The following is a 23,066-nucleotide window of genomic DNA, read 5'->3' as shown; positions in this document are numbered from 1 at the left end:
TTTTACAAGAAAAAGGCCGGTTACCCAGCCTTATATCAGAATTTATTATTCAACTGTGACCGATTTTGCCAGATTACGTGGCTGATCGACATCCGTTCCACGCAATACAGCCACATGGTATGACAGCAGCTGTACAGGAATACTATAAACAATTGGCGCAAGGAGTGGACTGATACTTGGTACATGGACCACATGCTGACGCTCTTTGCCTTTAATACCGCTGTTCTCATCGGCAAAAACAAACAGTTCACCACCACGGGCCTGAACTTCTTCCATATTGGATTTGAGTTTGTCGAGCATGTCATCTTGCGGAGCAAGAATCACCACCGGCATGTCATTGTCCACCAGTGCCAATGGACCATGTTTCAGTTCACCTGCTGCATAACCTTCGGCATGAATATATGAAATTTCTTTCAGTTTCAATGCACCTTCAAGAGCAATCGGGAACTCAGTACCACGGCCTAAAAACAGGCAGTGCTGTTTTTCTACAAACAGTTCAGATAAACGTAAAATGTCTTTATCGTGTTGCAAAGTATCTAGAATGACTTTAGGGGTATGCCATAAATCAGTGGTAATGGCAGTAATTTGTTCAGCCGAGATACTTTGCTTCACTTGACCAATTTTCAGTACCAGCAGCATGAGTGCAGCAAGCTGGGTGGTAAATGCTTTGGTTGAAGCAACGCCAATCTCAGGTCCAGCCAAGGTTAACAAGCTATGATTGGTTTCACGTACCATTGAAGATGTAGCCACATTACAAATGGTCATGGTGCTAATGTTTAAACTTTTTGCAGCAGCGCGTTTTTGAGTATCGCGCAGCGCAGCCAAAGTATCGGCTGTTTCACCGGATTGAGAAATACATACATAAAGTGTGTTATTGACAATCACAGGGGTGCGGTAACGGAATTCGCTGGCAATTTCCACCTGGCAAGGCAGGTCAATCAGTTGCTCAAACCAGTATTTTGCAATCATGCCGGCATGGTAACTGGTTCCACAGGCAATAATTTGCACCTGTTGAATCTTTTCAAAATCAGCAACGGCCTTATTTAAGAAATCTTCGCGTAAATCGTTGCCATTCAAGGCTTGGGAAATGGTCTGCTGAATCGCTTCAGGTTGCTCATAAATTTCTTTGAGCATGTAGTGCTTATATTCACCTTTAGATGCATTGCTGACTGTTGCATCCAGTTCTTTTATTGGACGATTCACCAATTGTCCATCCACAAACACTTCAATGCTGTTACGTGTTAAACGTGCAATATCACCTTCTTCCAGGTAAATAAAACGGTTGGTAATTGGAAGCAGGGCCAATTGATCCGAACTGATAAAGTTCTCGCCAATGCCGACACCAATAACCAAAGGTGAACCTTCACGAACGGTAATCAGCTCATTCGGATGATCGGTATGCACGATACCCAGTGCATAAGCCCCTTTGAGCTGAGGAACAACCTGTTGAACCGCTTCTAGAAGACTGGAAGTTGATTTCAATGCATCATTGACCAGATGTGCGACAACTTCGGTATCCGTTTGTGAAGTAAACACATAGCCCAAGGCTTCAAGATCATCTTTCAGTTCTTGATAGTTTTCAATAATGCCGTTATGCACCACAGCCACCGTACCAGAAACATGCGGGTGAGCATTATTTTCAGTCGGTTTGCCATGGGTTGCCCAGCGGGTATGGGCAATCCCTAGTGAACCTTCGATATTCGACTCATTCACTGCCTGTTCTAGGTTGATCACTTTACCCACACGGCGTTCGCGCAGGACATGACCGCCATTGATCAGCGCAACACCAGCTGAATCGTAGCCACGGTATTCAAGGCGCTTCAGGCCTTCAATTAGAATATTGCTAATATTACGTTCTGCAACGCCACCGACAATTCCGCACATATTTATAATCCTCTTATTTTTTCAATTTTTGGGGGCGTTGATAGTTTTCTTTAGCGATTTGTTTTGATCGTTCAAAGGCCAAACTATTTTCTGCGACATCGCGTGTGATGACTGAGCCAGCACCGACAGTGGCACCATTGCCAATATTGACCGGGGCAACCAGTGAACTGTTCGAGCCGATAAAGGCTGAATCACCAATAATGGTTTTAAATTTATTGGCACCATCATAATTACAGGTAATGGTACCGGCACCAATATTTGAACCTGCGCCGACTTCGGCATCACCTAAATAAGTAAAATGATTGGCTTTAGAGCCGAGGCCAATTGTGGAATTTTTTACTTCAACAAAGTTGCCAATATGCACTTTATTGGCAAGCTTGGCACCAGGGCGTAAACGGGCAAACGGTCCAATTTGCGTATCTTCACCGACCACGGCATTGTCAAAGATACTATAGGGTTGTACTTTGGTGCCTGAAGCTATCTTGGTATTTTTAATCACACAACCCGCACCAATTTCAACATTGTTGCCGAGTTCGCAATCACCTTCGATGATCACGTTGATATCGATCCGCACATCTTGACCGACTGTAAGATTGCCACGCAGGTCAAAACGGCTTGGATCAATGATATGTACGCCTTGCTGCATTAGCAGTTTGGCCTGGTAGGCCTGGAATTCGCGTTCTAAAGCAGCCAATTGGATGCGGTCATTTACCCCTTCAACTTCAAAGGCACGTTCCGGTTCAACAGAAGCCACTTCAAGACCATCGGTAATCGCCATGGCCACGATGTCGGTCAGGTAATATTCGCCTTGGGCATTGTTGTTGCTTAATTTTGGTAACCATTGATGCAGTTTGGCATTGCTGACACAGTAAATACCGGTATTGATTTCCTTGATTTGACGCTGTGCATCGCTTGCATCTTTATGCTCAACAATGGCCTGAATTTTATTGTTTTCACGTACGATACGACCATAACCGGTAGCATCGGCCAAGGTTAATGTCACCAGACCAATTCCTGTTTCACGTGAAACAGCGAGTAGCTTTTCCAAGGTTTCTTGGCTAATACAAGGTACATCACCGGAAAGGATCAGTGAAATGCCATCTGTAGGAAGTACCGGTAACGTCACTTTAACCGCATGGCCTGTACCCAGTTGTTCGGCTTGTTCTACCCATTGAACATTTTCCTGTGCAAAGGTTTGTTGAACTAAATCACCGCCGTGTCCAAAAATGGTAATAATATTTTTGGCATGTAATTTTTTAGCAGTTTCAATGACATGACCGAGTAGAGGGCGTCCTGCGAGCGGCTGCAATACTTTGGGTAAGCTCGAACGCATTCGAGTTCCTTTACCAGCAGCAAGAATAATCACAGAAGTTGACATAATACACCTTAAAAACTTGGCTTAAGCCATTGAAATGTTGAGGTACACGAGAATACAGATTGCGGCCCAAATGCCGGCAATAATATCGTCAAACATAATGCCGAAACCGCCACCGACTTGTCGGTCGATGACACGAATAGGCCAGGGTTTCCAGACATCAAATAAGCGGAATAGGACAAATCCGACGAACACCCAAAGCCAGCTCATTTGTACGAAGTAAATCAGGGGCAGGAAGGTAATTGACTGTCCTGCGAATTCATCCCAAACAATACGGCCATCGTCATGCACACCCATGACTTTAGCGGTTTGCCCACAAATATAAATGCCAATAAGTGACATTAAAATCATGGCAATAATGGAGTTGGTAAAGCCAATTGCAAGCCAGGCAGGAATAAACAGCAATGCAAAGGCCGAACCAAAAGTGCCCGGCGCTTTGGGTAACAACCCGGAACCAAATCCGACACCGCAAAAAACGATAAAGCGGTTGTACCAGGACATGTCTTTAAAATGAATCGCAGGTTTATGCAAAGTGTTCGTATCCATGAAATTGCAGCGAATGGTCTACGCCATTCTGCACAAAAGTTAACTCAGTTTTTTGGTCAATTTGTCCAATTTTGCTAATGTTGACATCTAATTGTTGTTGCAAAAGCTTTTCATAATTTTGCGGGCTTATTGTAAAGCATAACTCGTAGTCATCGCCACCCGCGAGGGCATATTGCCATTGCTGTTGTTGAGTTAAATTTTGTAAATCTGGACTGATCGATAACTGGCTTAATTCCAGTATTGCACCCACTTTTGAGGCTTTTAAAATATGGCCTAAATCTTGGGCTAATCCATCAGACACATCTATCATGCTGGATGCCAGGCCTTTTAACTGTTGTCCAAGCTGGCAACGTGGCGTTGGATAATCCAGACGTTTTTGTAGTGGATGTCCTAAATTGTGCAAAGCAAATGCAGCATCACCGACTGTGCCAGAGACACAGACATAATCACCGACTTGTGCGCCTGAGCGTGTGATGGCTTTGCCGGTGTCTATCCAGCCCAGTGCTGTGACCGAAATGGTGAGATGAGGACTTTGCGTGGTATCACCGCCAATTAAACTCACCCCAAATTGATCGCAGCAATCATATAAACCCTGACTAAAGCCTTTGAGCCAGTCGTGATCAATTTGGGGTAGGCTCAATGCCAGTAAAATGCTGTGTGGTTTGGCACCCATGGCGGCAATGTCAGATAAATTGACCGCAACAGATTTCCAGCCGATGGCATGGGGATTGGTATCTAAGGGGAAATGTCGTCCAGCAACGAGGGTGTCGGCACAGATGACCAGTTGTTGCTGTGGAGGAGGGGTGAGCAAGGCTGAGTCGTCACCGACACCTAAATCGACCGACGCAGAGGTCTGTCGATTAAAATAAGTATCAATGATCGAGAACTCAGCCATACAACAAATCTACTTTATTTAGTTGGCTTGTTGCTTTTCTGCTGCACGTAAGGTTGTCGCTAAACGATCCAATACACCGTTGATGTATTTATGGCTGTCTGCACCGCCAAAATGTTTAGCCAGCTCGATTGCTTCATCTAAAACGACACGATATGGAATTTCAAGATGTTCTTTCAATTCATACGCGCCCAGACGAAGAGTCGCGAGTTCAACGCCGTCAAGCGCACTAATTTCACGATCCAGCACAGGGATTAGGAGCGCATCCAATGCTTCATGATTGGCAACCACTTGAGTCAACAATTCATGATAATAGCCGAGATCCACTTTGTGCATGGCATTCTCCACACGTGTACGTGCTTCAATTTCATGTACCGGATTGTGGCTCATCTGCCATTCATAAATTCCTTGTACAGTAAAACGACGTGCTTTGCGTTTTGCTGCATAAGTTGCTTGAAGTGTTTGCGACATAGCGTTAAATAGCCTTTAACAAGTTAACCATTTCAATCGCAGTAAGAGCAGCTTCACTGCCTTTATTACCTGCTTTTGTACCCGAGCGTTCAATCGCCTGTTCAATACTATCCGTAGTCAATACACCATTAATGATCGGTAAGCCAGTGTCTAGGCCAACCACGCCTAAACCTTTGGCACATTCGCCAGCAACAAAGTCGAAGTGCGGCGTGCTACCACGAATCACTGCGCCCAGGGCAATAATGGCATCAAAACGATCAGCAGCAGCCAGTTTCTTAGCCACTACCGGAAGTTCCCAAGCGCCAGGTGCATGAACAACAGTGATATTATCCTCTGATACACCATGACGTTTCAATGTATCAATTGCGCCTTCTAATAGATGTTCGACAACAAAACTATTAAAACGACCCACTAAAATCGCGTAACGGCCTTCGCTCGCGAGATGTAACATACCTTCAATACGGCGAACTGCCATAGCAACCTCGATGATTTCTTAAGTTGTTTGATGTGCAGTGATGTATTCCACCACTTCTAAGTTAAAACCTGATAACGCATTAAAACGTAATGGAGAGCTGAGCAATTTCATTTTCTCAACCCCTAAATCACGTAAAATCTGGGCACCGACACCAATGGTTTGGTACTGCTGAGACAGTGCAGCATTGGATTTGGCTGGTTTGGGTGTATTTAAACTTTCCAGTGCAGGGCCAAGGTCCGGTAGATGATGTTGGCCAATCCAGACCAAAACGCCACGCTCGCTAGAAGCAATTTCTTTCAGCGCCTTGTCGAGATTCCAGGCCGGTTCGCCATCTTGCTTGTTGATTTTTAGCAGGTCACGTACCGGGTTGAAGCCATGAACGCGAACGGTAGTGACCCCTTCTTTTGGTTCCCCTTTAACCAAGGCTAAATGAATGTCCGGGTTACCAATTTCACGGTAACGGAACAGTTCGAAAGTTCCGTATTCCGTATTTAAAGTTTGTTGATCCAGACGTTCAACCGTTTGTTCATTGGTCATGCGGTAATGGATTAAATCCGCAATAGTCCCGATTTTCAAACCATGCTTTTCAGCAAAAATTTCTAAATCTGGACGGCGCGCCATGGTGCCGTCTTCTTTAATAATTTCACAAATCACTGATGCAGGTTCAAGTCCTGCGAGACGGGCCAAGTCACAGCCTGCTTCAGTATGCCCGGCACGATGCAATACGCCACCTGGTTGTGCCATCAACGGGAAAATATGACCCGGTTGTACAATGTCCGCAGGTTTGGCATGCGCGGCTACAGCAGTCTGAATGGTATGAGCACGTTCAGCTGCTGAAATACCTGTTGTAATACCGTTAGCAGCTTCAATTGAGAGCGTAAAGTTAGTTCCGTGCTGTGCGCCGTTGGCATCTACCATGAGGGGAAGATTGAGCTGTTGACAACGGTCGCGGCTCAAGGTGAGACAAACCAAACCACGTGCATGTGTGATCATGAAGTTGATGTCTTCAGGACGTACATGAGTCGCAGCAATGACGAGATCACCTTCATTTTCACGGTCTTCATCATCCATCAGGATGACCATTTTTCCTGCACGGATATCTGCTACGAGCTCTTCAACGGTATTGAGCGGCATCAACCTTCACCTTCTTTTTGTCTCAAATGACATTTTGCTTGCATTGATTGTTGCATAGTCTACCGTTTTTTTACGATGTTTGCCTATGCTTATTGATTTCCATTCCTGGTTCATTGTTATACACAGAGCCTGAACGCTTGAAAAGAGGCCTTTATTTTAAAAAGCCGTGATTATGCTGAATCTTTAAGCAGTTGAAATACATAAATAATGACAAGCTTATGCAAAATGCTGCTGATTTATAGAGTTTTGTATGCGAATAGAATAAAAAAGCCCCCATCTTTCGATGAGGGCTTTTTTGAATCTGGAGCGGGAAAGGAGACTCGAACTCCCGACCCCAACCTTGGCAAGGTTATGCTCTACCAACTGAGCTATTCCCGCGGAGTCTATAAAGTTTTTTAAGTGAAAAAACTAAATGAAAAAATTTTGAGCGGGAAAGGAGACTCGAACTCCCGACCCCAACCTTGGCAAGGTTATGCTCTACCAACTGAGCTATTCCCGCATGCCGTGTATAATACATTATGCAAAAATAGGGTCAATAACTTTGTGAAAAAACTTGTATCGATTGCATAAAATAAAACCATTTTGCTTAATTTTGCTGCTTTTATAAACAAGATTGAAGTTTGAAAAGAAAATTTTATCCTGAAATCCAGGAATGATAGGTTGTATAGGCACGAAGATTGAATCGGAACACGGTATACTGAAGCCAGAAATTGAACTATTTGGGAGTATCTTGATGAATTTAGAACAACAGTTGATTCAACGCCTGCAAGAGTTATCACCAGTTCATTTAGAAGTGGTGAACGAATCATCCGGTCATGGCGGCTATTTCCCGGGTAAAGAATCGCATTTTAAAGTGATTGTGGTGAGTGACATTTTCCAAGGCTTGCGTTTGGTGCAACGTCATCAAAAAATTTATGCAGCAGCAGGGGACTTGCTTGCACCAAGCCGTATTCATGCCCTGGCGATTCATGCTTTTGTGCCATCAGAATGGCAAGGACAAGACACCTCAAGTCCTGAATGTGCACATGCGCCAAAAGCAGAATCGTAAGGAAGATTAAATAATGGATATGCAGCTGACGGTAAAAATTGTGCATATGATTGCGGTGACTTTATTAATTGGGGCAATCCTTGCACGTGCTTTTACTTTATTTGTTGGAGTCAACGGCAATCAGCCCAATCCGGTGGCACGAAAATTTTTGGTCGCCTGGCAACATCTTGCCATGACGATTATTGTTTTGACCGGGCTAACTTCATTAGTGATCAAGAATTTTGAAGTACAACCATGGTTTTATGCCAAGATCATCCTGTTTCTGGTGCTGTTTTCTTCCTTGATCAAAGCCTATAAAAAAGATGACAGTATTTTACTGGTCCAGCGTCGCGCAGGTTTAATGATTGCAGTGGTTGCACTGATCGCCATTATCGGATTAGTCATCATCAAGCCGAATTTTGGCTAATTGTTAGACATGATTATTCTGGATGCAAGGCATGTAGGATAAACTGCAATTCATAGATAACTATAAATGATAGGGGGCTTCCAATGCTGGTACGTGTGGTTTTTAATCAAAAAGGTGGGGTAGGTAAGTCCAGTATTGCCGTCAACCTGGCTGCAATTAGTGCACATCAGGGGTTAAAAACCTTGCTGATTGATCTCGACCCTCAAGCCAATTCTAGTCAATATCTATTAGGGGATGATGCGACCTATACGGTGGATAAACCGGCGCTGGAACCCAATATTGAAAATTATTTTCAGGAAGTGCTGGGGGCAACCCAAAGCAAAGGACTTTTAGGCAATGCCATAGGTTCCATTTTAAAGAATCGGGATAAAGGTCTGGAGCGTTACGTGCACCAATCACCTTTTAAAAATCTGGATGTGATTCCTGCAAGTCCGACTTTGGGTGCACTGGCACATGCTTTGGAGTCAAAACACAAGATTTATAAATTGCGTGATGCCTTGCAACAACTGGAAGGGCAGTATGATCGAGTGTATATCGATACACCACCGGCTTTTAACTTCTTTACCTTATCGGCGCTGATTGCAGCCAGTCGCGTGCTGATTCCTTTTGATTGTGACGTATTTTCAAAACGTGCATTACAAACTCTGATTGAAAATGTTATTGAAACTCAGGATGATCACAATGACCATCTGGAGATTGAAGGGATTGTGGTCAATCAGTTTCAGGCCCAGGCTAAATTACCGCGTGAAGTGGTGCAACAGCTGAAAGATGAAAGCTTGCCGGTGTTAGACAGCATGTTGCCGCCGTCCATTTTAATGAAAGAATCGCATCTTAAAAATCAGCCTTTGATCCATTTGGCGACTGATCATAAATTGACGCAAGCCTATCAATCGTTGTTCAATGAAATTGAGCATATATAAGTATTGAGATTTCTCATGAAAACGATTTATCTAAGCCTTCTTTTGGGAAGTACGGTTTTATTGGCTGCATGTGCAACGACGGTAAAACCGAGTTATGTTTCTCCGACCCAGTATCAAGTGCTCAATTGCCAGCAATTGCAAAGTGAATATAATCGTATTCAGCAATATATCGACAATGGTGTGCAGGCACCAAAACGCACTGGCGTCGGTGTGGGTGTCGGTGTAGGCGGTGGTTGGGGCAGTCATGGCGGCTGGGGAATCGCTCCGAGTGTTTCAGTCAATATGGGACAATCTTCAAATAGCAAAAACACTGAACTGGCACGTCTATTGGGTGAACAGGAAGCTGTGGTTCAGGCGGCAAAATTCAAAAACTGCCCAATTATTGTTCGCAATAAAGTTCAATAATTCATCAATTTATCCTGCTGTTGAGGTGCTGTACCTGACAGCAGGGTGATAAAATATTAGCAAAATGTTTCAATGTAAATATTATTAATATCAATTGGTTGTTGTTTTTTGATGGAATCTTTAAACGCATCAGGTGATGTTTTTTTATCGAGAAATACTTGTCATTTTTTATCGGTTTCATATAAGGTGTGCCCCATCAGGATGGTGATATCAGGTATGTATGATCGAGAGTTGGCTTTTTGTATTGGCAGTGATTGCGGTATTGATGATTCCGGGTCCAACCAATGCATTACTTGCAAGCTCGGCTTATCAACAAGGCATTGCTAAAACCAGTCTGTTTATTCCGGCAAAAATGCTTGGCTATTTTTATGCCATTAATTTGTGGGCATTACTTATTCATTTGTGTGATCCAGTATGGCCGAACTTTATTCATATCCTGCATTTTTGTAGCGCCATTTATGTGAGTTGGATGGCTTTTCATTTGTGGAAAGCATCAGATTTAGAAAAGCATAATCAACGTCATCCTTCGATCCGACCTCGGCAACTGTTCTTTTCTACCTTCAAAAATCCTAAAGCCTTATTATTTGCTGCCGGTGTTTTACCGCTTGAAACCTGGAACAATCCCACCAATTTTATTTTGGTATTTGCAATGTTCAGTCTGGTCCTGTTACCTACTGTGGTGTTCTGGATGTTTTTTGGGCGGGCTATTCTGGCGGGTCAGTCCAGGCAAATAAAAGCCGATCTATTATATAAAGGATCGGCGATGTTGCTGATTATGTGTATGTTACCCGTGGTGATTCGCTTCTTTTAATGCACCTTTTTGAGTTTCTGGCGAATAAAACCAATAATGCCCGGCAAGATACTAATAATAATGATGCCAAAAATCAGATGGGTAAAATTGTCTTTAACAATCGGCATATTGCCAAACAAGTAGCCTAAAATCACAAAAGAACTGACCCAGCAAATGGCACCAATGACATTAAAGCTGAGGAAATATTTATAATTCATATGACCGGCACCGGCGACAAACGGGGCAAAAGTACGGGCGAAAGGAATAAAACGGGCAAAAATAATGGTTTTTCCGCCATGTTTTTCAAAGAATTTTTGCGTATAGGTTAAATGCTTTTTATTAATGAACCGTGATTCAATTTCAAAGACACGCGGCCCAATAAATTTGCCAATATGATAATTCAGCGTGTCGCCCAATACTGCGGCAGTAAACAGCAAGATGACCAGAATATAAGGATTCATTGCGCCTGTGGATGCTGCTAAGGCTCCTGCTGCGAACAGCAGGCTGTCACCCGGCAGAAACGGCATCACCACCAAACCGGTTTCTACAAAAATAATCAAGAAAAGAATGGCATAAATCCACACGCCGTAATCGGTGATAAATTCAAGCAGATGGGCATCAACGTGTAAGATAAAATCAAGCAGTTCCATGGCGCTACAGACAGCAAAAATGTGCTGAAATCCTAGCAGTCTGAGGCATGAAAGTCAGTACCAAAAAGAAAATTAATTGCATTTTCATCCTTCCCTTTTTTCACAATGATTTATCTTACAAATTATTTATTGACCCTGATAAAAACAGGCTTAGGATGAAGAGGTCATTAAAACAAAAATCAAAAGGTGACCTCATGTTTAATCCGAATATTTTTATAAAAAATTTGCTGCAAGGTCTGCAAACCGATGCCTTTATCGCTTTGGTTGCACGTGTATTGATAGCCTATATTTTTCTGATGTCTGGCTGGATGAAAATCAATGCTTATACTGCAACGGCCGGGTATATGGAATCTAAAGGTGTCCCGGGCAGTCTGCTGCCTTTGAGTATCCTGGTCGTCGCTGGCGGTGGTCTGGCCTTGTTCTTTGGTTTCCAGGCCCGCCTGGCTGCCTTGGGCTTAGCCATTTTTACCTTTATTTGCGGCTTTATTTTCCACGGCACCGGGACTCCGGATGATGCCATTCACCTGATGAAAAATATTGCCATGACTGGTGGACTATTGTTCTTGATGTTGCATGGTGCAGGTAAATTCAGTGTAGATGACATGCTAGAGAGATCATCACCAGAATTGAGGAAAATAGAAGGCTAACTTCAGCTGATACAGGTCTTTTTGTAATTACATAAAACCTATGCACAGTACATAAAAGCTGCGTACAAATTGCCAGGATTTTGCTTCAATAAAGCTTGATGAAGCTACCAAAGTGGAGTCAGCCATGAAGCAAATGTTATGGGTAATTTTTATCTCTGGTGTAATGTTTTCTACAGCATCTTGGGCGGGTAAAAGTGATCAGATGATCGTGAATGAAGCTGCCCAAAATATGGTAACGGTTGCAGAAGCAAAACAACTGGCAGATGAAACTGCAGTGACATTATCCGGCGTTATTGTCAAACGAATCCGCGGCGATCATTTTGAGCTCAAAGATGGTTCCGGTTCAATTGACATTGATGTCGATGATGATTTTTGGAAACCGATGGGCTTAAAGGCCGGTGATCAGGTGAAGGTCATGGGTGAAGTGGATACTCAAAGTGATCAATCCACCAACATCGATGTTGTTAAAATAGAAAAACTGGTAAATCCAAAGGATAAATGGCTTTGGTATAATCAGAACTAAGCTGCAAGATTTGACTTAATCACCAAAGTCCTAGAGAGCATACGACAAGGTCTAGACAGATGAAGCAGGTTGATATCCATCATGATGAAATTGAAGGATATTCAAATCGTTAAAATAGAAAAATGGCAACATAAACAAGGCATCCGGATGGATGCCTTGTTGTGCCAGAAATATAATGCAATCAACGAATTGAAAGCCTTGTGCGAATAGTGTGCTTAATGCGCCGAAAAATGATAGAATGCAGCGCTTATTTCGTTTGCCTTGCATAGTTGTTTGTCATGACTACCAATACTCAAATCACTGAAGACCGCATCCTGATCCTGGATTTCGGTTCTCAATACAGTCAGCTGATTGCACGTCGTGTACGTGAAGCTGGCGTATATTCTGAAATGTATGCCTATGACATGTCTGAAGAAGACATTCGCGCATTTAAACCAAACGGTATCATCTTGTCGGGTGGTCCTGAAAGTGTTCATGAAGAAGGTAGTCCACGCGCACCTGAAGTTGTATTCAACTTGGGCGTACCTGTATTGGGTATTTGCTACGGCTTGCAAACCATGTCCGAACAGCTTGGCGGTAAAGTAGAGCCAGGTACCGTGCATGAATTTGGTTATGCTGCGGTAGACGTTTTGGTTCGTGACCAACTTCTGGGTGATTTAGACGATGGTGAAAACAAACTCAATGTTTGGATGAGCCATGGCGATAAAGTCAGTGCAATTCCGGAAGGTTTCCAGGTGACTGCCAGTACACCAAGCTGTCCATTTGCAGCAGTAAGCGATGAAAAACGCCGTTTCTATGGCGTGCAGTTCCACCCGGAAGTGACCCATACTGCAAAAGGTGCCGAGTTATTGTCTAACTTTGTACACAGCATTTGTGGTTGCCGTAATCTTTGGAACTCGGAAAACATCATCGACCTGCGTGTTGAACAGTTACGTGAACAGATTGGCGATCAAAAAGTATTGCTTGGTCTTTCAGGTGGCGTAGATTCATCTGTAGTTGCTGCGCTTCTTCATAAAGCCATTGGCGACCAATTGACTTGCGTATTCGTAGATAATGGCTTGCTTCGTTTGAACGAAGGCGAGCAAGTGATGGATATGTTTGCGAAAAACATGGGTATCCGTGTAATTCGTGCCGATGCTGAAAACCGTTTCTTGTCCGCTCTCGCAGGTGAAGTTGACCCTGAGAAAAAACGTAAAATCATTGGTCGTGAGTTCATTGAAGTCTTTGCTGAAGAAGCACGTAAACTTGATGGCGTAAATTTCCTGGCACAAGGCACAATTTACCCGGACGTGATTGAATCTGCTGCAACCAAAAACGGTAAGGCACACGTAATTAAATCACACCACAATGTGGGCGGTTTACCGGAAGATTTAGCCTTTGAACTGGTTGAGCCAATCCGTGACCTGTTTAAAGATGAAGTACGCCGTTTAGGTACCACTTTAGGTTTGCCACACGAAATGCTTTATCGTCATCCATTTCCGGGTCCAGGTTTGGGCGTGCGTATTTTGGGTGAAGTGAAAAAAGAATATGCCGACATTCTTCGTCTGGCTGATGACATCTTCATGCAAGAACTTCGTGCCAGCGGTTGGTATGACAAAACTGCTCAAGCCTTCGCTGTATTCCAACCGGTTAAATCTGTTGGTGTAGTGGGCGATGGCCGTCGTTATGCATGGGTAATTGCACTTCGTGCCGTTGAAACTGTTGACTTTATGACAGCACGTTTCGCGCATCTTCCATATGAACTGGTAGACAAGATTTCGACTCGTATCATGAACGAGATTAAAGATGTTTCACGTGTGGTTTATGATGTGTCATCTAAGCCACCTGCTACGATTGAATGGGAATAATTTATAAATTCCAGTAAGATAACGGAGCTTTTGCTCCGTTTTTCTTTTTAGGAATAACATGAATCAAGAATTAATATTAAAAATACTAGTGGGAATAATCTCCTCATTAATAATGATATTTCTTACGTATATTTTTAAACGCAGACAACTCTATGTTGCTACTGAAAATTTATACCGAACTTCAGAAATTACTAATAAAGGGACATTGTGTGAAATAAGTATTTTTAATAGAGGAAGATATAAAAGTAAGTTTAGATAATTCATTAAACTATGAATTGGTTGCATTTAATGACTCAAATATGTCATTAGATAGTAATGTAATAAAAATAAGTAGATTACATAAAAAATCAAAAGTGAGTGTTTTACTTTTAGTGGAAAATGGAGATTTCAGTCATAAGCAAATTATTCAGGTAGATTCCAAAACAGAAAAAGGTAAAGTTATAGAAAAAGTCGAAGAAATACCTCCAAATTTATTTGATCTTATTTTAGGTTTGATATTGTTGCTTCCATTTATAGGAGGAAGTGCATGGGTAGGTTATATTTTTAGTGAAACAAAAAATACTACATCATTAAGTGATAAGTTGAATCCTATTGCGCGTGAACAAGATGAAGTTAAAGAAAAACTTTTAGAAGCAAGAAAGCAATTTAGAGAAAAAAATATATACTATGTATCAAAACAATATAAAAAATTAGAGAAAATTGGCTGGGTAAATTTAATTGATTATGAAGAATCAAAATTATCAAAAAGTTATTCTGGGACAGAATTTCCGATTAGATTTATTGAAAAGAAAAGCTTACAAGATGGTAGAGTAATTTATATTTTTGAATTAATAAATAAAACCGCTCTACCGTTTAAAGTATTTGTTGATATTGCTGATAAAAGTTTTATTCAGGAAACGGAAAATACAATCAAGTATTTCACTTCTATTGATGAAGTACCTTCTTTATCAAAACGTTTAATTATTACGAAACCTATAGATGTTAAATCTTTCAATAAACTAGATTTTTCTATTTATACTAAAGGCACATCTTATGATGAGAATGAAATCATACATAATTTAATTTATAAAATCGAATAAATTTAGCACGAAATTTTAAATTGAATATAGTTTCTATATTTATAAAATAGACCAAGACCGTTTCGATGAGGATAATTTCTAATTATTCATGGGTATAAATCGCTACCTGATTGCGTCCATTTTTCTTGGCTTGGTAGAGTGCAATATCGGCATTTTTAATCAGCAGGTTTAAATCACTTTGATTTGGCTGCAGTTGAGATACCCCAATCGACACACTGAAATTAAAAAAGCACTTATCTTTAACACAAATTTGATGGCTTTCAATTTTTCGGCATAAGCGGTTGGCAATATTCATCGCATCTTCCAGTGTGGTATCGGGTAGCAAAGCAATAAATTCTTCCCCCCCAAAACGGGCCAGTACATCGCTATGACGCATTTCCCGGCGAGTAATATCAGCCAGTACCCGCAGCACTTCATCTCCCACATCATGGCCATAGGTATCATTAATATTCTTAAAAAAGTCGATATCAAACATCAATAGACAGGTTAAATTATATTTGGGCCATTGCTGTATGCTCTGTTCGGCCAGTTGTAAAAATTGTCGGCGGTTATATAGCTGGGTCAGTTCATCCGTATGCGCCATTTCAGTTAAGGTGTAATAGTTCCAGTCATTGAGTAACACCCGCAAAAAATTACGTTTTGAATTTAATGTGTTATTCCAGCTGATATACATGCTGAGCAATAAAACCGGCGCGTAAATGAGTGAAAATAAAATCAGTTCCTGGACGCTGACCAACCTGAATACGCCATTAAAAATCACCGCACTAATCAGCAGGGAACTAAAAATGGAATTACGAAAAGATACCTGTATGCATAAATTGCCCAATAAAATAAAAATGATGCTGGCGTAGAGATACGTATTCACAACGGGACTATGTGATAAATACAGCAGTTCAAGCCATATTGCTGCTGCAGCTGCAACAGAGGCTGGCAGCAGGCTATCCAGAATTTTAATATTCTTGCAGTAGCGGAAAGCCAGCCAGTTGACCGACAGTGCCAAGATGACAAGACTGAGCCGTGCAATACCAGACAGCATGCCAATGTCCGGTAATAAAACCCAATCGACAAAGAAATAGCTTAAAAAAGTCAGCTGACCAATAAAATTGACGCATTTTAAAAACTGTCGTTGGTGCTTATTTTGATAATCCAGATAGTATTGTTGAAATTGTTCCGGAATACGGGTGCTAGGATGTTCTAGTTGGTGTTCTATCTGTTTTTGATTGGCGAGCGTACACAGCTGCTTGGGTAAAATGGCAGTTCCGATATTTGAATATTTATCTTCATTGTTCCCGATATCACTATATTCTTGATTTTCAGAGTAATGAAAATTTTCCTGCTGTCCCTGGGACATGATTATCCTCTTCTATAGCAGATTGGTCAGGGGGAAATAGTATGCTGAGGAAAAATATCTGTATACAGAAGACTCGGTAAGTCATAGGTATAATTGTGACAAAAAATTTTTTTCCTATAAAATTCATATGAATAGGGTAAAAATAGTCAGTCATTTATCGAGTTTAGACCTTGTTTTATGAAGAAAATTTCAAAAAGAATATTGTCCTGTCCATGGTATTCAGCGTATTAACTTTAACTATAGGCTGAATGATGAAGAGTCTATATGATTGATAATAATAGGTAGGACTTACAAGAACAGTCGTGTTCATGAAATTCAGGATAGTCATATGACCAATAGCAGCTATACAGAGCTTTCCAATTCGGACGATTGTGAAAAATACGTAAACCGCTTTATTCAGGAATTTCCTTTGCGTAGTGCGGAAATTGGACAGGGCACCGTGATTAAGCGCGCCTTGCCCAGTCGCCATAAGCGTTTAATTGGAGCCTGGTGCTTTCTGGATCATGCGGGTCCCGTGACTTTTCCTCAAGGTGATGGTCTGGATGTCGGACCACATCCGCATATTGGCTTGCAGACTTTTACCTGGATGATTGAAGGCACCATGATGCATACCGACAGCTTGGGGAGCAAACAGCTGATTCGTCCCAAACAGGTCAATTTAATGACCGCAGGCTATGGGATTTCCCATACTGAAGTGGCCCCGGAAAGCGAAACCCATATGCACGCTGCCCAGCTCTGGATTGCCTTGCCAGATGACAAGATTAATATGGCGCCGCGTTTTGATCATTATCCGGAACTGCCAGTGGTGGAAAAAGATCAGGTTGAATTTACCGTACTGGTGGGGGAGTTCTTGCAAACCCGGTCTCCGGTTGCGGTGCATAGCGAATTGCTGGGTGTGGATTTAACTGCACAGGAATCCACCACTACCCGAATTCCATTGAATCCGAAATTTGAATATGGCTTTATGGCGCTGGAGGGAGCTGCTGAAGTCAACGGTCATGAGCTGACAGATGACAACATGGTCGTGCTGGAACCAGGCATGACTGAAATTGAAATCCGCTTACATAAAGGCAGTCGAGTACTGCTATTGGGTGGCGAACCTTTCGAGTCACCGATATTACTGTGGTGGAACTTTGTCGGGCGGACTCAGGAAGAGCTCTGCCAAGCCCGTGACCAGTGGATGAATCAGGATGACCGTTTTGGTACCATTCCTGACTATCCGGGACCTCGCCTGGAAGCACCTGTATTTCCCAATAAAATGCGAGCCTCAAAATAACAATAAAATTCAGGATGTTTGAATATGGTAATTATTGCAAATGCAGAAGTATAGAGCCTGGATGAACCTTGGTCAGGCGAAGTGAAAAGTGGCAAACACCAGTTTATGACGGATAAACCTGAATTCTTGGGCGGGCAAGATCGGGGTCCTGCACCTTATGATTTTATTTGTTCCGGTCTGGTTTCCTGTACCATGATGACCTTGCGCATAAAGGTCTGGAGCTCGGTCAATTTTCCGTAGAAGCCGATTTTAATAGCAATAAAGAAGGTAAAGAGTGGATTGAACGTCGTTTGTCTTTTGCCCAGCCATTATCGGATGAACTGAAACAAAAAATTTTAGACATCAGCAGTAAAACACCAGTCACCAAGACACTGTTACGCAGTCTGGACATTAACACGGTTCTGCTTTAAATCCATGATCCGATAGCCATGATATTGTGTGCAAAGCAGAATGTCATTTTTCCAGCAGATCGGTCATGATCAAAATATAAAAATAGAGGTCAAAAAATAATGATTACACTGCACCATTTAGATCAATCGCGTTCTTTTCGAATTTTATGGGCTCTAGAAGAGCTGGCTCAAGATTATCAGGTCAAGTTTTATAAACGTTTACCAACATTTGCTGCACCGCCTGAATTAAAACTGGTTCATCCTTTGGCTAAAGCACCGATCTTGACCGATGAGGACCAGACGATTGTTGAATCGGCAGTGATTTTGCAGCATTTGCAAGAAAGTTATGATACAGCGCAGAAATTTAAACCGAAGGCCAAAAAAGACCAGCAACAATACCGTTACTGGATGCACTATGCCGAAGGCTCCTTAATGCCGTTATTGCTGATGCAACTGGTGATGAACAATGTACCGAAACGTGTACCCTGGCTGATTAAGCCAGTGGCACATAAAATTACTTCCGGCGTAAAGGCGGGATTTATTCATCCGCGTTTAAAAGAGCATATTGCTTATCTGGAAGATTATTTATCCACGCACGAATATTTTGCCGGGTCATTTTCTTTTGCCGATATTCAGATGTGGTTTCCACTTGATGCCATTCAATCCAGAGTCTCAGGTTCATATCCGCATATCGCCCAGTATCTGAAACGTCTTGAGGAACGGCCTGCTTTTCAGCGAGCCAGGTTCAAGGAACAAAGCCTGACTTAAAACAGGCAGGTCTAACAGAGTTTGTACAGGCGTTCTTTAGGAAAAACGACTTTAAAAGTCGAGCCTTCATTCTCTTTGGATTCAATTTCCAGATGCGCGCCGTGCTGCATCAGCACATGTTTGACAATGGCCAGACCTAAGCCAGTGCCTCCAGTTTGACGGCTACGGGCGCTATCGACCCGATAGAAACGTTCGGTTAAACGTGGCAAATGTCTAGGGTCAATCCCGATGCCGGTATCTTGAACGGTAAAGATGCCGTGTTCACCGTCATCATGCCAGCCCATGGTAATGGTTCCACCTTTAGGGGTGTACTTAATGGCATTGGTAATCAAGTTGCTAAAGGCACTGGCCAGCTCGGTCTCGGAGCCAATCAGGTCGCAATGGCTGTCAATGTTGAGATTGAGCGCATGGTGATAGTCGACATTATAGGCTTGTGCGTCATCAAACAGCTGGTTCATCAGACTTGGCATTTCAATAATCTGGTTTTTCGCGATTTTTTTGTCATTTTCTAAACGCGACAATAGCAATAAATCATTTACCAGGGCATTCATGCGCTTGGTTTGCGCCTGCATCTGGTCGAAGGCACGTTTCCAGCGCGGGTTTAAATCTTCCTGATCGGTAAAGGTTTCAATATAACCGCTGAGTACGGTAAGCGGGGTACGTAATTCATGGGAAATATTGTCAACAAAGTCTGTGCGCATCTGTTCCAGATTATGCATGCGGGTCACATCATAAGCCACCAGTAAGCGGCTTTCCCCACCAAAGCGGGTCATTTTGACTTGTACATAATGGTCTTCAAAGGCCGAAGATTTCATTTTCAGGCCATCGGGTGCTTCGTCAATATTGTTAAAATATTCAATAAAACTGGGCTGGCGCAGAATGGTTAAAATATTGCGACCGCGATCTAGCGGTTGAATACCCAAGAGTTTTTCTGCAGCCGGATTCCACCATTCAATCTGGTGTAGATCATCAATCAGTACCACCGCTTCAGCCAGCGCCACCAGTGAAGATTGCGCCCGATCAATCAGGCCGACCATTTCTGCCTGAACAATACGCTCCTGACGCTGCGAACGATAGACATTAAACAGCAAGGCTCCCCAGATGCCATTTAAACTGGGTGGCACATCATAAGGACGGTTGGAAATCCATTCATTGACCAGATACAGTGAACGCAATTGCAAGGCAAAAAACACCGTAAGGGCGATGAGAATAAAAATCCAGAAATACCCAATCCCTAAACCGATTAAACCTGCGATCAGCAATAAAAAGGCCAGCAGACGTAAATCTTGCTTGGCAAAAGTCCATAAACTGCTGTAACGGAACTGTTTATGTTCTCGCGCAATTTCCGGGACGGGGTAGGGTTCATACATAAAATATAGTTGACCTAAATGACGACTAACCTAAAGCGACATCTGCGCGGGTAGAAAAACGGTAACCTGTACCACGAACCGTTTGTACATAACGGTCTGCACCAAACGGTTCCAGCACTTTACGCAAACGGCGGATATGTACATCAATGGTACGATCTTCAATATATACGTTACCACCCCAGACCTGATCCAGCAATTGAGCACGGGTATAGGCACGTTCCGGATGGGTCATAAAAAAGGCCAATAAACGGTATTCCGTGGGTCCCATTTCTAAAATATTCTGACCATGACTGACCCGCTGGCTGACAGGGTCGAGTACCAGACCATTAGCATCAATGGTTTTTTCACCGTTTAAGGCATTGGCACGGCGTAACACGGCCTTAATGCGGGAAACCAGTTCCCGGGTAGAAAAGGGTTTGGTCATGTAGTCATCTGCACCGGCATCCAGACCTTGTACTTTATGGTCTTCTTCAGCGCGGGCAGTGAGCATGATCACGGGAATTTCTGATAGGGTTTCATCGCGTTTCAGACGGCGGCACAGATCTACACCGCTGACACCACCCGGTAACATCCAGTCGAGTAGAATCAGCACAGGGCGTTGATCCACAATCATTTGATGAGCCTGTTTGGCATCTTCAGCCTGTAGGCATTGGAAGCCCGCCATATCCAGCGAGGTATGGATCATTTCCCGGATCGGGAGCTCATCATCGACGATTAATATATAGTCATCTTTCACAGCGCAATACCCTATTTCACGTAAACGGTGGACCGTTTTATATTTATGACAGGCTTATTACAAAGATTAATTATGACAGTATCATTGCAGAATAGGTAGTTCGGCTGAATTTCGCAAGAAATTGTCACAATTTAAAATAAGATACAATCAAGAATTAAAAATAAATCAGTTAGATAAATATATTAAATTCAATATATTGAGTATTTATTGACAGTTTGGTGACCAGGGTTGTGCTGGAATCATATTTTTTATTTTTTCGAAAAAGTATCAAGCAGCGATAAAAAAACGATACTGCAAGAAGACAGCACATCCTCTATCGAGAGCTTGAAACCACTGACTACCCAGCGTATGGCGATTTGCGTGACATAGCCATTTAGGCCAGTCGAAATCATCGAAATTTCACGTTCAGAGCGGTTAATGTTCGGCATCATCAGCATCACAAAGGCATGAATCATGCGGTCAAAACGCGACATGGTTTCATGGATGGTGGCCTGGTTATGCAGCTCCTGAACCAGCATGGCATCAATATAAATAATCCGTGCCATACCCGGATTGTCTTTCAAGGTGGTGAGCAGGGCGGTTAAACCGGCTTCGATCATTTTCCGCGGATCGGTGGAGGCCTGCATAATCGCCTGCGTGACATTGTGCTGCAACTGATCAATCAGCTTTAAAAAGATGGTCTGAAACAGTTCATCACTTTTCTTAAAGGATTCATAGAAATAGCGTTCAGTCAGTTTGGCTTCCGTACAAATATCCTTGACTGTGACTGCAAAAAAACCATGTGTACCATAGGCTTCAATTCCGGCTTCAATCAGTTTTTCTCGACGTGCCTGTTTACGTTCGCTTAAAGACATCCCTTTAAATTGACGTTCTTTGGTTTTTGCCGGTTTATTTTGATTTTCTTCGAAATTTTTGTGCTGTTCAGTCATAGATGTGGTGTGCCGAATGAAATCGAGATTTTGCCTTATATTAACAATAATTTATCTTTAGACCTATGTTTAAAACAAAGCCGCAGCTTTTCCAGTACAGGGAGGAATAGACGATATATTATATTGACAATGGTTATTGTCAAAATTATATTGGATGGATGAACTGCAATCTTCCAGACAGAAAAACAATCGAGATGTTTAGATGGATGATTCAGCAAGCTGAATAAGGATAGCTCATGAAAAATTTTAAAAATAAAGTCGCAGCCATTACTGGTGCAGGGTCGGGTATTGGGCAGCAATTGGCCGTACTTTTGGCCAAGCAAGGCTGCCATTTGTCTTTAAGTGATGTCAATGAACAGGGTTTGGCGAAAACAGTTGAACTGGTCAAAGACAGTCATGTTCGTGTGACAATAAAAAAAGTCAATGTGGCCAAACTGGAAGAAGTGCGCGCCTGGGCTGCTGAAACTGTTCAGGATCATGGTTCAGTCAACATGATTTTTAACAATGCCGGTGTGGCATTGGGTTCAACCGTGGAAGGGGCGAGTTACGAAGAACTGGAATGGATTGTGAATATTAATTTCTGGGGCGTAGTATATGGCACCAAGGAGTTCTTGCCTTTAATCAAGCAATCGGGTGAAGGTCATATTATCAATATTTCCAGTCTGTTTGGTCTAACCGCACAGCCGACCCAGTCTGCCTATAACGCTACCAAATTTGCGGTACGTGGTTTTACCGAATCCTTGCGGCAGGAACTGGACCTGGAAAACTGTGGCGTGAGTGCACTCTGTGTGCATCCGGGCGGTATTCGGACCAATATTGCCAATGCGGCAAAAATGAATGACAGCATACGGTCTTTAGGCATGCATCCAGAAAAATCTGCTAGGTCTTTTAATAAATTATTACGTTGCCCACCTGAAGAAGCTGCCCGCCAAATTTTGGAAGCGGTGAAAAAAGACAAGCGCCGTCTACTGATTGGTAACGATGCCAAAACTCTGGACTTAATCCAGCGCATTTTGCCGACCGGTTATCAGCGTGTCACTGCATTCGCCACCAAATTTAGCAATAAAAACAAAAAATCGGCTTAAAATACGGCTTTTAAAAAACCCGCAAATTGCGGGTTTTTTTATGTGCTGAAATGCAGCTTTTCAAATCCGC

25 protein-coding genes, 2 tRNA genes and 1 pseudogene are annotated in these 23,066 nt (G+C 42.6%); 14 read left to right on the top strand and 14 right to left on the bottom strand.

What is annotated here, in order from left to right; genetic code table 11:
- Nucleotides 1-45 precede the first annotated feature (45 nt).
- The 9 genes from glmS to ABJ384_RS14140 all read right to left on the bottom strand — a co-directional run bounded on the left by glmS (nucleotide 46) and on the right by ABJ384_RS14140 (nucleotide 7,276).
- The gene (gene glmS / locus ABJ384_RS14180; RefSeq protein ID WP_349928065.1) at nucleotides 46-1,884 is read right to left on the bottom strand and encodes a glutamine--fructose-6-phosphate transaminase (isomerizing); all 1,839 of its coding nucleotides are present in this window, start codon (nucleotides 1,882-1,884) and stop codon (nucleotides 46-48) included.
- Between the two features lie 13 nt (nucleotides 1,885-1,897).
- The gene (glmU, locus tag ABJ384_RS14175) at nucleotides 1,898-3,262 is read right to left on the bottom strand and encodes a bifunctional UDP-N-acetylglucosamine diphosphorylase/glucosamine-1-phosphate N-acetyltransferase GlmU (protein WP_349928063.1); all 1,365 of its coding nucleotides are present in this window, start codon (nucleotides 3,260-3,262) and stop codon (nucleotides 1,898-1,900) included.
- Between the two features lie 21 nt (nucleotides 3,263-3,283).
- Nucleotides 3,284-3,805: a phosphatidylglycerophosphatase A gene (locus ABJ384_RS14170; protein ID WP_349928061.1), complete on the bottom strand. Its 522-nt coding sequence runs from the start codon at nucleotides 3,803-3,805 to the stop codon at nucleotides 3,284-3,286.
- Entirely contained in the window at nucleotides 3,783-4,700 is a 918-nt protein-coding gene (thiL, locus tag ABJ384_RS14165) for a thiamine-phosphate kinase (RefSeq protein ID WP_349928060.1), read from the bottom strand. The genes ABJ384_RS14170 and thiL overlap by 23 nt, the downstream gene beginning before the upstream one ends.
- An 18-nt stretch (nucleotides 4,701-4,718) precedes the next feature.
- Nucleotides 4,719-5,168 carry a transcription antitermination factor NusB gene (gene nusB, locus ABJ384_RS14160; protein WP_086196721.1) on the bottom strand — a complete coding sequence of 150 codons (450 nt, stop codon included), beginning with the start codon at nucleotides 5,166-5,168 and terminating at the stop codon, nucleotides 4,719-4,721.
- Nucleotides 5,169-5,172: 4 nt separating this feature from the next.
- Nucleotides 5,173-5,643 carry a 6,7-dimethyl-8-ribityllumazine synthase gene (ribE, locus tag ABJ384_RS14155; protein WP_086196720.1) on the bottom strand — a complete coding sequence of 157 codons (471 nt, stop codon included), beginning with the start codon at nucleotides 5,641-5,643 and terminating at the stop codon, nucleotides 5,173-5,175.
- A gap of 18 nt (nucleotides 5,644-5,661) precedes the next feature.
- Entirely contained in the window at nucleotides 5,662-6,777 is a 1,116-nt protein-coding gene (gene ribBA / locus ABJ384_RS14150) for a bifunctional 3,4-dihydroxy-2-butanone-4-phosphate synthase/GTP cyclohydrolase II (protein ID WP_166169799.1), read from the bottom strand.
- Nucleotides 6,778-7,079: 302 nt separating this feature from the next.
- Nucleotides 7,080-7,155: transfer RNA gene (locus tag ABJ384_RS14145), tRNA-Gly, on the bottom strand.
- Between the two features lie 48 nt (nucleotides 7,156-7,203).
- Nucleotides 7,204-7,276, bottom strand: a tRNA-Gly gene (locus ABJ384_RS14140).
- Nucleotides 7,277-7,510: 234 nt separating this feature from the next.
- Between ABJ384_RS14140 and ABJ384_RS14135 the strand changes: the two genes are divergently transcribed.
- From ABJ384_RS14135 to ABJ384_RS14115, 5 genes are all read left to right on the top strand, one after another.
- On the top strand, nucleotides 7,511-7,825 hold the full coding sequence (locus tag ABJ384_RS14135; protein ID WP_166169801.1) for a BolA family protein: 315 nt from the start codon (nucleotides 7,511-7,513) through the stop codon (nucleotides 7,823-7,825).
- Between the two features lie 13 nt (nucleotides 7,826-7,838).
- The gene (locus ABJ384_RS14130) at nucleotides 7,839-8,231 is read left to right on the top strand and encodes a SirB2 family protein (RefSeq protein ID WP_349928058.1); all 393 of its coding nucleotides are present in this window, start codon (nucleotides 7,839-7,841) and stop codon (nucleotides 8,229-8,231) included.
- A gap of 83 nt (nucleotides 8,232-8,314) precedes the next feature.
- A complete protein-coding gene (locus ABJ384_RS14125) occupies nucleotides 8,315-9,151 on the top strand; it encodes a ParA family protein (RefSeq protein WP_180080979.1) in 837 nt (278 codons plus the stop codon).
- A gap of 15 nt (nucleotides 9,152-9,166) precedes the next feature.
- Nucleotides 9,167-9,556 (top strand): hypothetical protein, encoded by a 390-nt coding sequence (locus tag ABJ384_RS14120; protein ID WP_180174598.1) that lies wholly within the window; start codon nucleotides 9,167-9,169, stop codon nucleotides 9,554-9,556.
- A gap of 220 nt (nucleotides 9,557-9,776) precedes the next feature.
- Entirely contained in the window at nucleotides 9,777-10,367 is a 591-nt protein-coding gene (locus tag ABJ384_RS14115; RefSeq protein ID WP_166169809.1) for a LysE family transporter, read from the top strand.
- Here the strand turns inward: ABJ384_RS14115 and ABJ384_RS14110 are convergent.
- Nucleotides 10,364-10,996 (bottom strand): DedA family protein, encoded by a 633-nt coding sequence (locus tag ABJ384_RS14110; protein WP_349928056.1) that lies wholly within the window; start codon nucleotides 10,994-10,996, stop codon nucleotides 10,364-10,366. The two genes, ABJ384_RS14115 and ABJ384_RS14110, sit on opposite strands and share 4 nt — an antisense overlap.
- A gap of 194 nt (nucleotides 10,997-11,190) precedes the next feature.
- On the opposite strand from ABJ384_RS14110, the gene ABJ384_RS14105 reads away from it, so the two are divergent.
- The 5 genes from ABJ384_RS14105 (at nucleotide 11,191) to ABJ384_RS14085 (ending at nucleotide 15,092) form a co-directional block, all read left to right on the top strand.
- On the top strand, nucleotides 11,191-11,643 hold the full coding sequence (locus ABJ384_RS14105; protein ID WP_166169813.1) for a DoxX family protein: 453 nt from the start codon (nucleotides 11,191-11,193) through the stop codon (nucleotides 11,641-11,643).
- A 124-nt stretch (nucleotides 11,644-11,767) separates the two neighbouring features.
- Nucleotides 11,768-12,166, top strand: coding sequence for a NirD/YgiW/YdeI family stress tolerance protein (locus tag ABJ384_RS14100; RefSeq protein ID WP_349928055.1), 399 nt, complete (start codon nucleotides 11,768-11,770; stop codon nucleotides 12,164-12,166).
- A gap of 81 nt (nucleotides 12,167-12,247) precedes the next feature.
- Nucleotides 12,248-12,376, top strand: a complete 129-nt coding sequence (locus ABJ384_RS14095) for a hypothetical protein (protein WP_349928054.1) — start codon at nucleotides 12,248-12,250, stop codon at nucleotides 12,374-12,376.
- 68 nt (nucleotides 12,377-12,444) lie between these two features.
- Nucleotides 12,445-14,013, top strand: a complete 1,569-nt coding sequence (guaA, locus tag ABJ384_RS14090) for a glutamine-hydrolyzing GMP synthase (RefSeq protein WP_166169817.1) — start codon at nucleotides 12,445-12,447, stop codon at nucleotides 14,011-14,013.
- Nucleotides 14,014-14,312: 299 nt separating this feature from the next.
- Nucleotides 14,313-15,092, top strand: a complete 780-nt coding sequence (locus ABJ384_RS14085; protein ID WP_349928053.1) for a hypothetical protein — start codon at nucleotides 14,313-14,315, stop codon at nucleotides 15,090-15,092.
- Between the two features lie 82 nt (nucleotides 15,093-15,174).
- Here the strand turns inward: ABJ384_RS14085 and ABJ384_RS14080 are convergent, their stop codons facing one another.
- A complete protein-coding gene (locus tag ABJ384_RS14080) occupies nucleotides 15,175-16,443 on the bottom strand; it encodes a GGDEF domain-containing protein (protein WP_349928051.1) in 1,269 nt (422 codons plus the stop codon).
- A 328-nt stretch (nucleotides 16,444-16,771) separates the two neighbouring features.
- Between ABJ384_RS14080 and ABJ384_RS14075 the strand changes: the two genes are divergently transcribed.
- The 3 genes and pseudogenes from ABJ384_RS14075 (at nucleotide 16,772) to ABJ384_RS14065 (ending at nucleotide 18,876) form a co-directional block, all read left to right on the top strand.
- On the top strand, nucleotides 16,772-17,719 hold the full coding sequence (locus ABJ384_RS14075) for a pirin family protein (protein WP_349928050.1): 948 nt from the start codon (nucleotides 16,772-16,774) through the stop codon (nucleotides 17,717-17,719).
- Nucleotides 17,720-17,776: 57 nt separating this feature from the next.
- Nucleotides 17,777-18,129: pseudogene (locus tag ABJ384_RS14070) on the top strand (OsmC family protein).
- A 99-nt stretch (nucleotides 18,130-18,228) separates the two neighbouring features.
- Nucleotides 18,229-18,876, top strand: a complete 648-nt coding sequence (locus ABJ384_RS14065) for a glutathione S-transferase (RefSeq protein WP_349928048.1) — start codon at nucleotides 18,229-18,231, stop codon at nucleotides 18,874-18,876.
- An 11-nt stretch (nucleotides 18,877-18,887) separates the two neighbouring features.
- On the opposite strand, the gene phoR is transcribed toward ABJ384_RS14065, so the two are convergent.
- The 3 genes from phoR to ABJ384_RS14050 all read right to left on the bottom strand — a co-directional run bounded on the left by phoR (nucleotide 18,888) and on the right by ABJ384_RS14050 (nucleotide 21,911).
- A complete protein-coding gene (phoR, locus tag ABJ384_RS14060) occupies nucleotides 18,888-20,246 on the bottom strand; it encodes a phosphate regulon sensor histidine kinase PhoR (protein ID WP_349928046.1) in 1,359 nt (452 codons plus the stop codon).
- A 25-nt stretch (nucleotides 20,247-20,271) separates the two neighbouring features.
- A complete protein-coding gene (gene phoB / locus ABJ384_RS14055) occupies nucleotides 20,272-20,982 on the bottom strand; it encodes a phosphate regulon transcriptional regulator PhoB (protein ID WP_086196670.1) in 711 nt (236 codons plus the stop codon).
- A gap of 248 nt (nucleotides 20,983-21,230) precedes the next feature.
- Nucleotides 21,231-21,911, bottom strand: coding sequence for a TetR/AcrR family transcriptional regulator (locus ABJ384_RS14050; protein ID WP_349928044.1), 681 nt, complete (start codon nucleotides 21,909-21,911; stop codon nucleotides 21,231-21,233).
- A 236-nt stretch (nucleotides 21,912-22,147) separates the two neighbouring features.
- Between ABJ384_RS14050 and ABJ384_RS14045 the strand changes: the two genes are divergently transcribed.
- Nucleotides 22,148-22,996: an SDR family NAD(P)-dependent oxidoreductase gene (locus tag ABJ384_RS14045; RefSeq protein ID WP_200223479.1), complete on the top strand. Its 849-nt coding sequence runs from the start codon at nucleotides 22,148-22,150 to the stop codon at nucleotides 22,994-22,996.
- Nucleotides 22,997-23,066: the final 70 nt, after the last annotated feature.

It is taken from the genome of Acinetobacter sp. A1-4-2 (assembly GCF_040233925.1).
GTDB lineage: Bacteria > Pseudomonadota > Gammaproteobacteria > Pseudomonadales > Moraxellaceae > Acinetobacter.
The sequence above is the reverse complement of the archived record's forward strand: the minus strand, read 5'-3'. Positions and strand labels throughout refer to the sequence as shown.

Coding starts and splice junctions, on each gene's coding strand:
- glmS (WP_349928065.1), bottom strand. CDS start 1,884: ATGTGCGGAATTGTCGGTGGCGTTGCAGAACGTAATATTAGCAATATT.
- glmU (WP_349928063.1), bottom strand. CDS start 3,262: ATGTCAACTTCTGTGATTATTCTTGCTGCTGGTAAAGGAACTCGAATG.
- ABJ384_RS14170 (WP_349928061.1), bottom strand. CDS start 3,805: ATGGATACGAACACTTTGCATAAACCTGCGATTCATTTTAAAGACATG.
- thiL (WP_349928060.1), bottom strand. CDS start 4,700: ATGGCTGAGTTCTCGATCATTGATACTTATTTTAATCGACAGACCTCT.
- nusB (WP_086196721.1), bottom strand. CDS start 5,168: ATGTCGCAAACACTTCAAGCAACTTATGCAGCAAAACGCAAAGCACGT.
- ribE (WP_086196720.1), bottom strand. CDS start 5,643: ATGGCAGTTCGCCGTATTGAAGGTATGTTACATCTCGCGAGCGAAGGC.
- ribBA (WP_166169799.1), bottom strand. CDS start 6,777: ATGCCGCTCAATACCGTTGAAGAGCTCGTAGCAGATATCCGTGCAGGA.
- ABJ384_RS14135 (WP_166169801.1), top strand. CDS start 7,511: ATGAATTTAGAACAACAGTTGATTCAACGCCTGCAAGAGTTATCACCA.
- ABJ384_RS14130 (WP_349928058.1), top strand. CDS start 7,839: ATGGATATGCAGCTGACGGTAAAAATTGTGCATATGATTGCGGTGACT.
- ABJ384_RS14125 (WP_180080979.1), top strand. CDS start 8,315: ATGCTGGTACGTGTGGTTTTTAATCAAAAAGGTGGGGTAGGTAAGTCC.
- ABJ384_RS14120 (WP_180174598.1), top strand. CDS start 9,167: ATGAAAACGATTTATCTAAGCCTTCTTTTGGGAAGTACGGTTTTATTG.
- ABJ384_RS14115 (WP_166169809.1), top strand. CDS start 9,777: ATGATCGAGAGTTGGCTTTTTGTATTGGCAGTGATTGCGGTATTGATG.
- ABJ384_RS14110 (WP_349928056.1), bottom strand. CDS start 10,996: ATGGAACTGCTTGATTTTATCTTACACGTTGATGCCCATCTGCTTGAA.
- ABJ384_RS14105 (WP_166169813.1), top strand. CDS start 11,191: ATGTTTAATCCGAATATTTTTATAAAAAATTTGCTGCAAGGTCTGCAA.
- ABJ384_RS14100 (WP_349928055.1), top strand. CDS start 11,768: ATGAAGCAAATGTTATGGGTAATTTTTATCTCTGGTGTAATGTTTTCT.
- ABJ384_RS14095 (WP_349928054.1), top strand. CDS start 12,248: ATGATGAAATTGAAGGATATTCAAATCGTTAAAATAGAAAAATGGCAA.
- guaA (WP_166169817.1), top strand. CDS start 12,445: ATGACTACCAATACTCAAATCACTGAAGACCGCATCCTGATCCTGGAT.
- ABJ384_RS14085 (WP_349928053.1), top strand. CDS start 14,313: ATGTCATTAGATAGTAATGTAATAAAAATAAGTAGATTACATAAAAAA.
- ABJ384_RS14080 (WP_349928051.1), bottom strand. CDS start 16,443: ATGTCCCAGGGACAGCAGGAAAATTTTCATTACTCTGAAAATCAAGAA.
- ABJ384_RS14075 (WP_349928050.1), top strand. CDS start 16,772: ATGACCAATAGCAGCTATACAGAGCTTTCCAATTCGGACGATTGTGAA.
- ABJ384_RS14065 (WP_349928048.1), top strand. CDS start 18,229: ATGATTACACTGCACCATTTAGATCAATCGCGTTCTTTTCGAATTTTA.
- phoR (WP_349928046.1), bottom strand. CDS start 20,246: ATGTATGAACCCTACCCCGTCCCGGAAATTGCGCGAGAACATAAACAG.
- ABJ384_RS14050 (WP_349928044.1), bottom strand. CDS start 21,911: ATGACTGAACAGCACAAAAATTTCGAAGAAAATCAAAATAAACCGGCA.
- ABJ384_RS14045 (WP_200223479.1), top strand. CDS start 22,148: ATGAAAAATTTTAAAAATAAAGTCGCAGCCATTACTGGTGCAGGGTCG.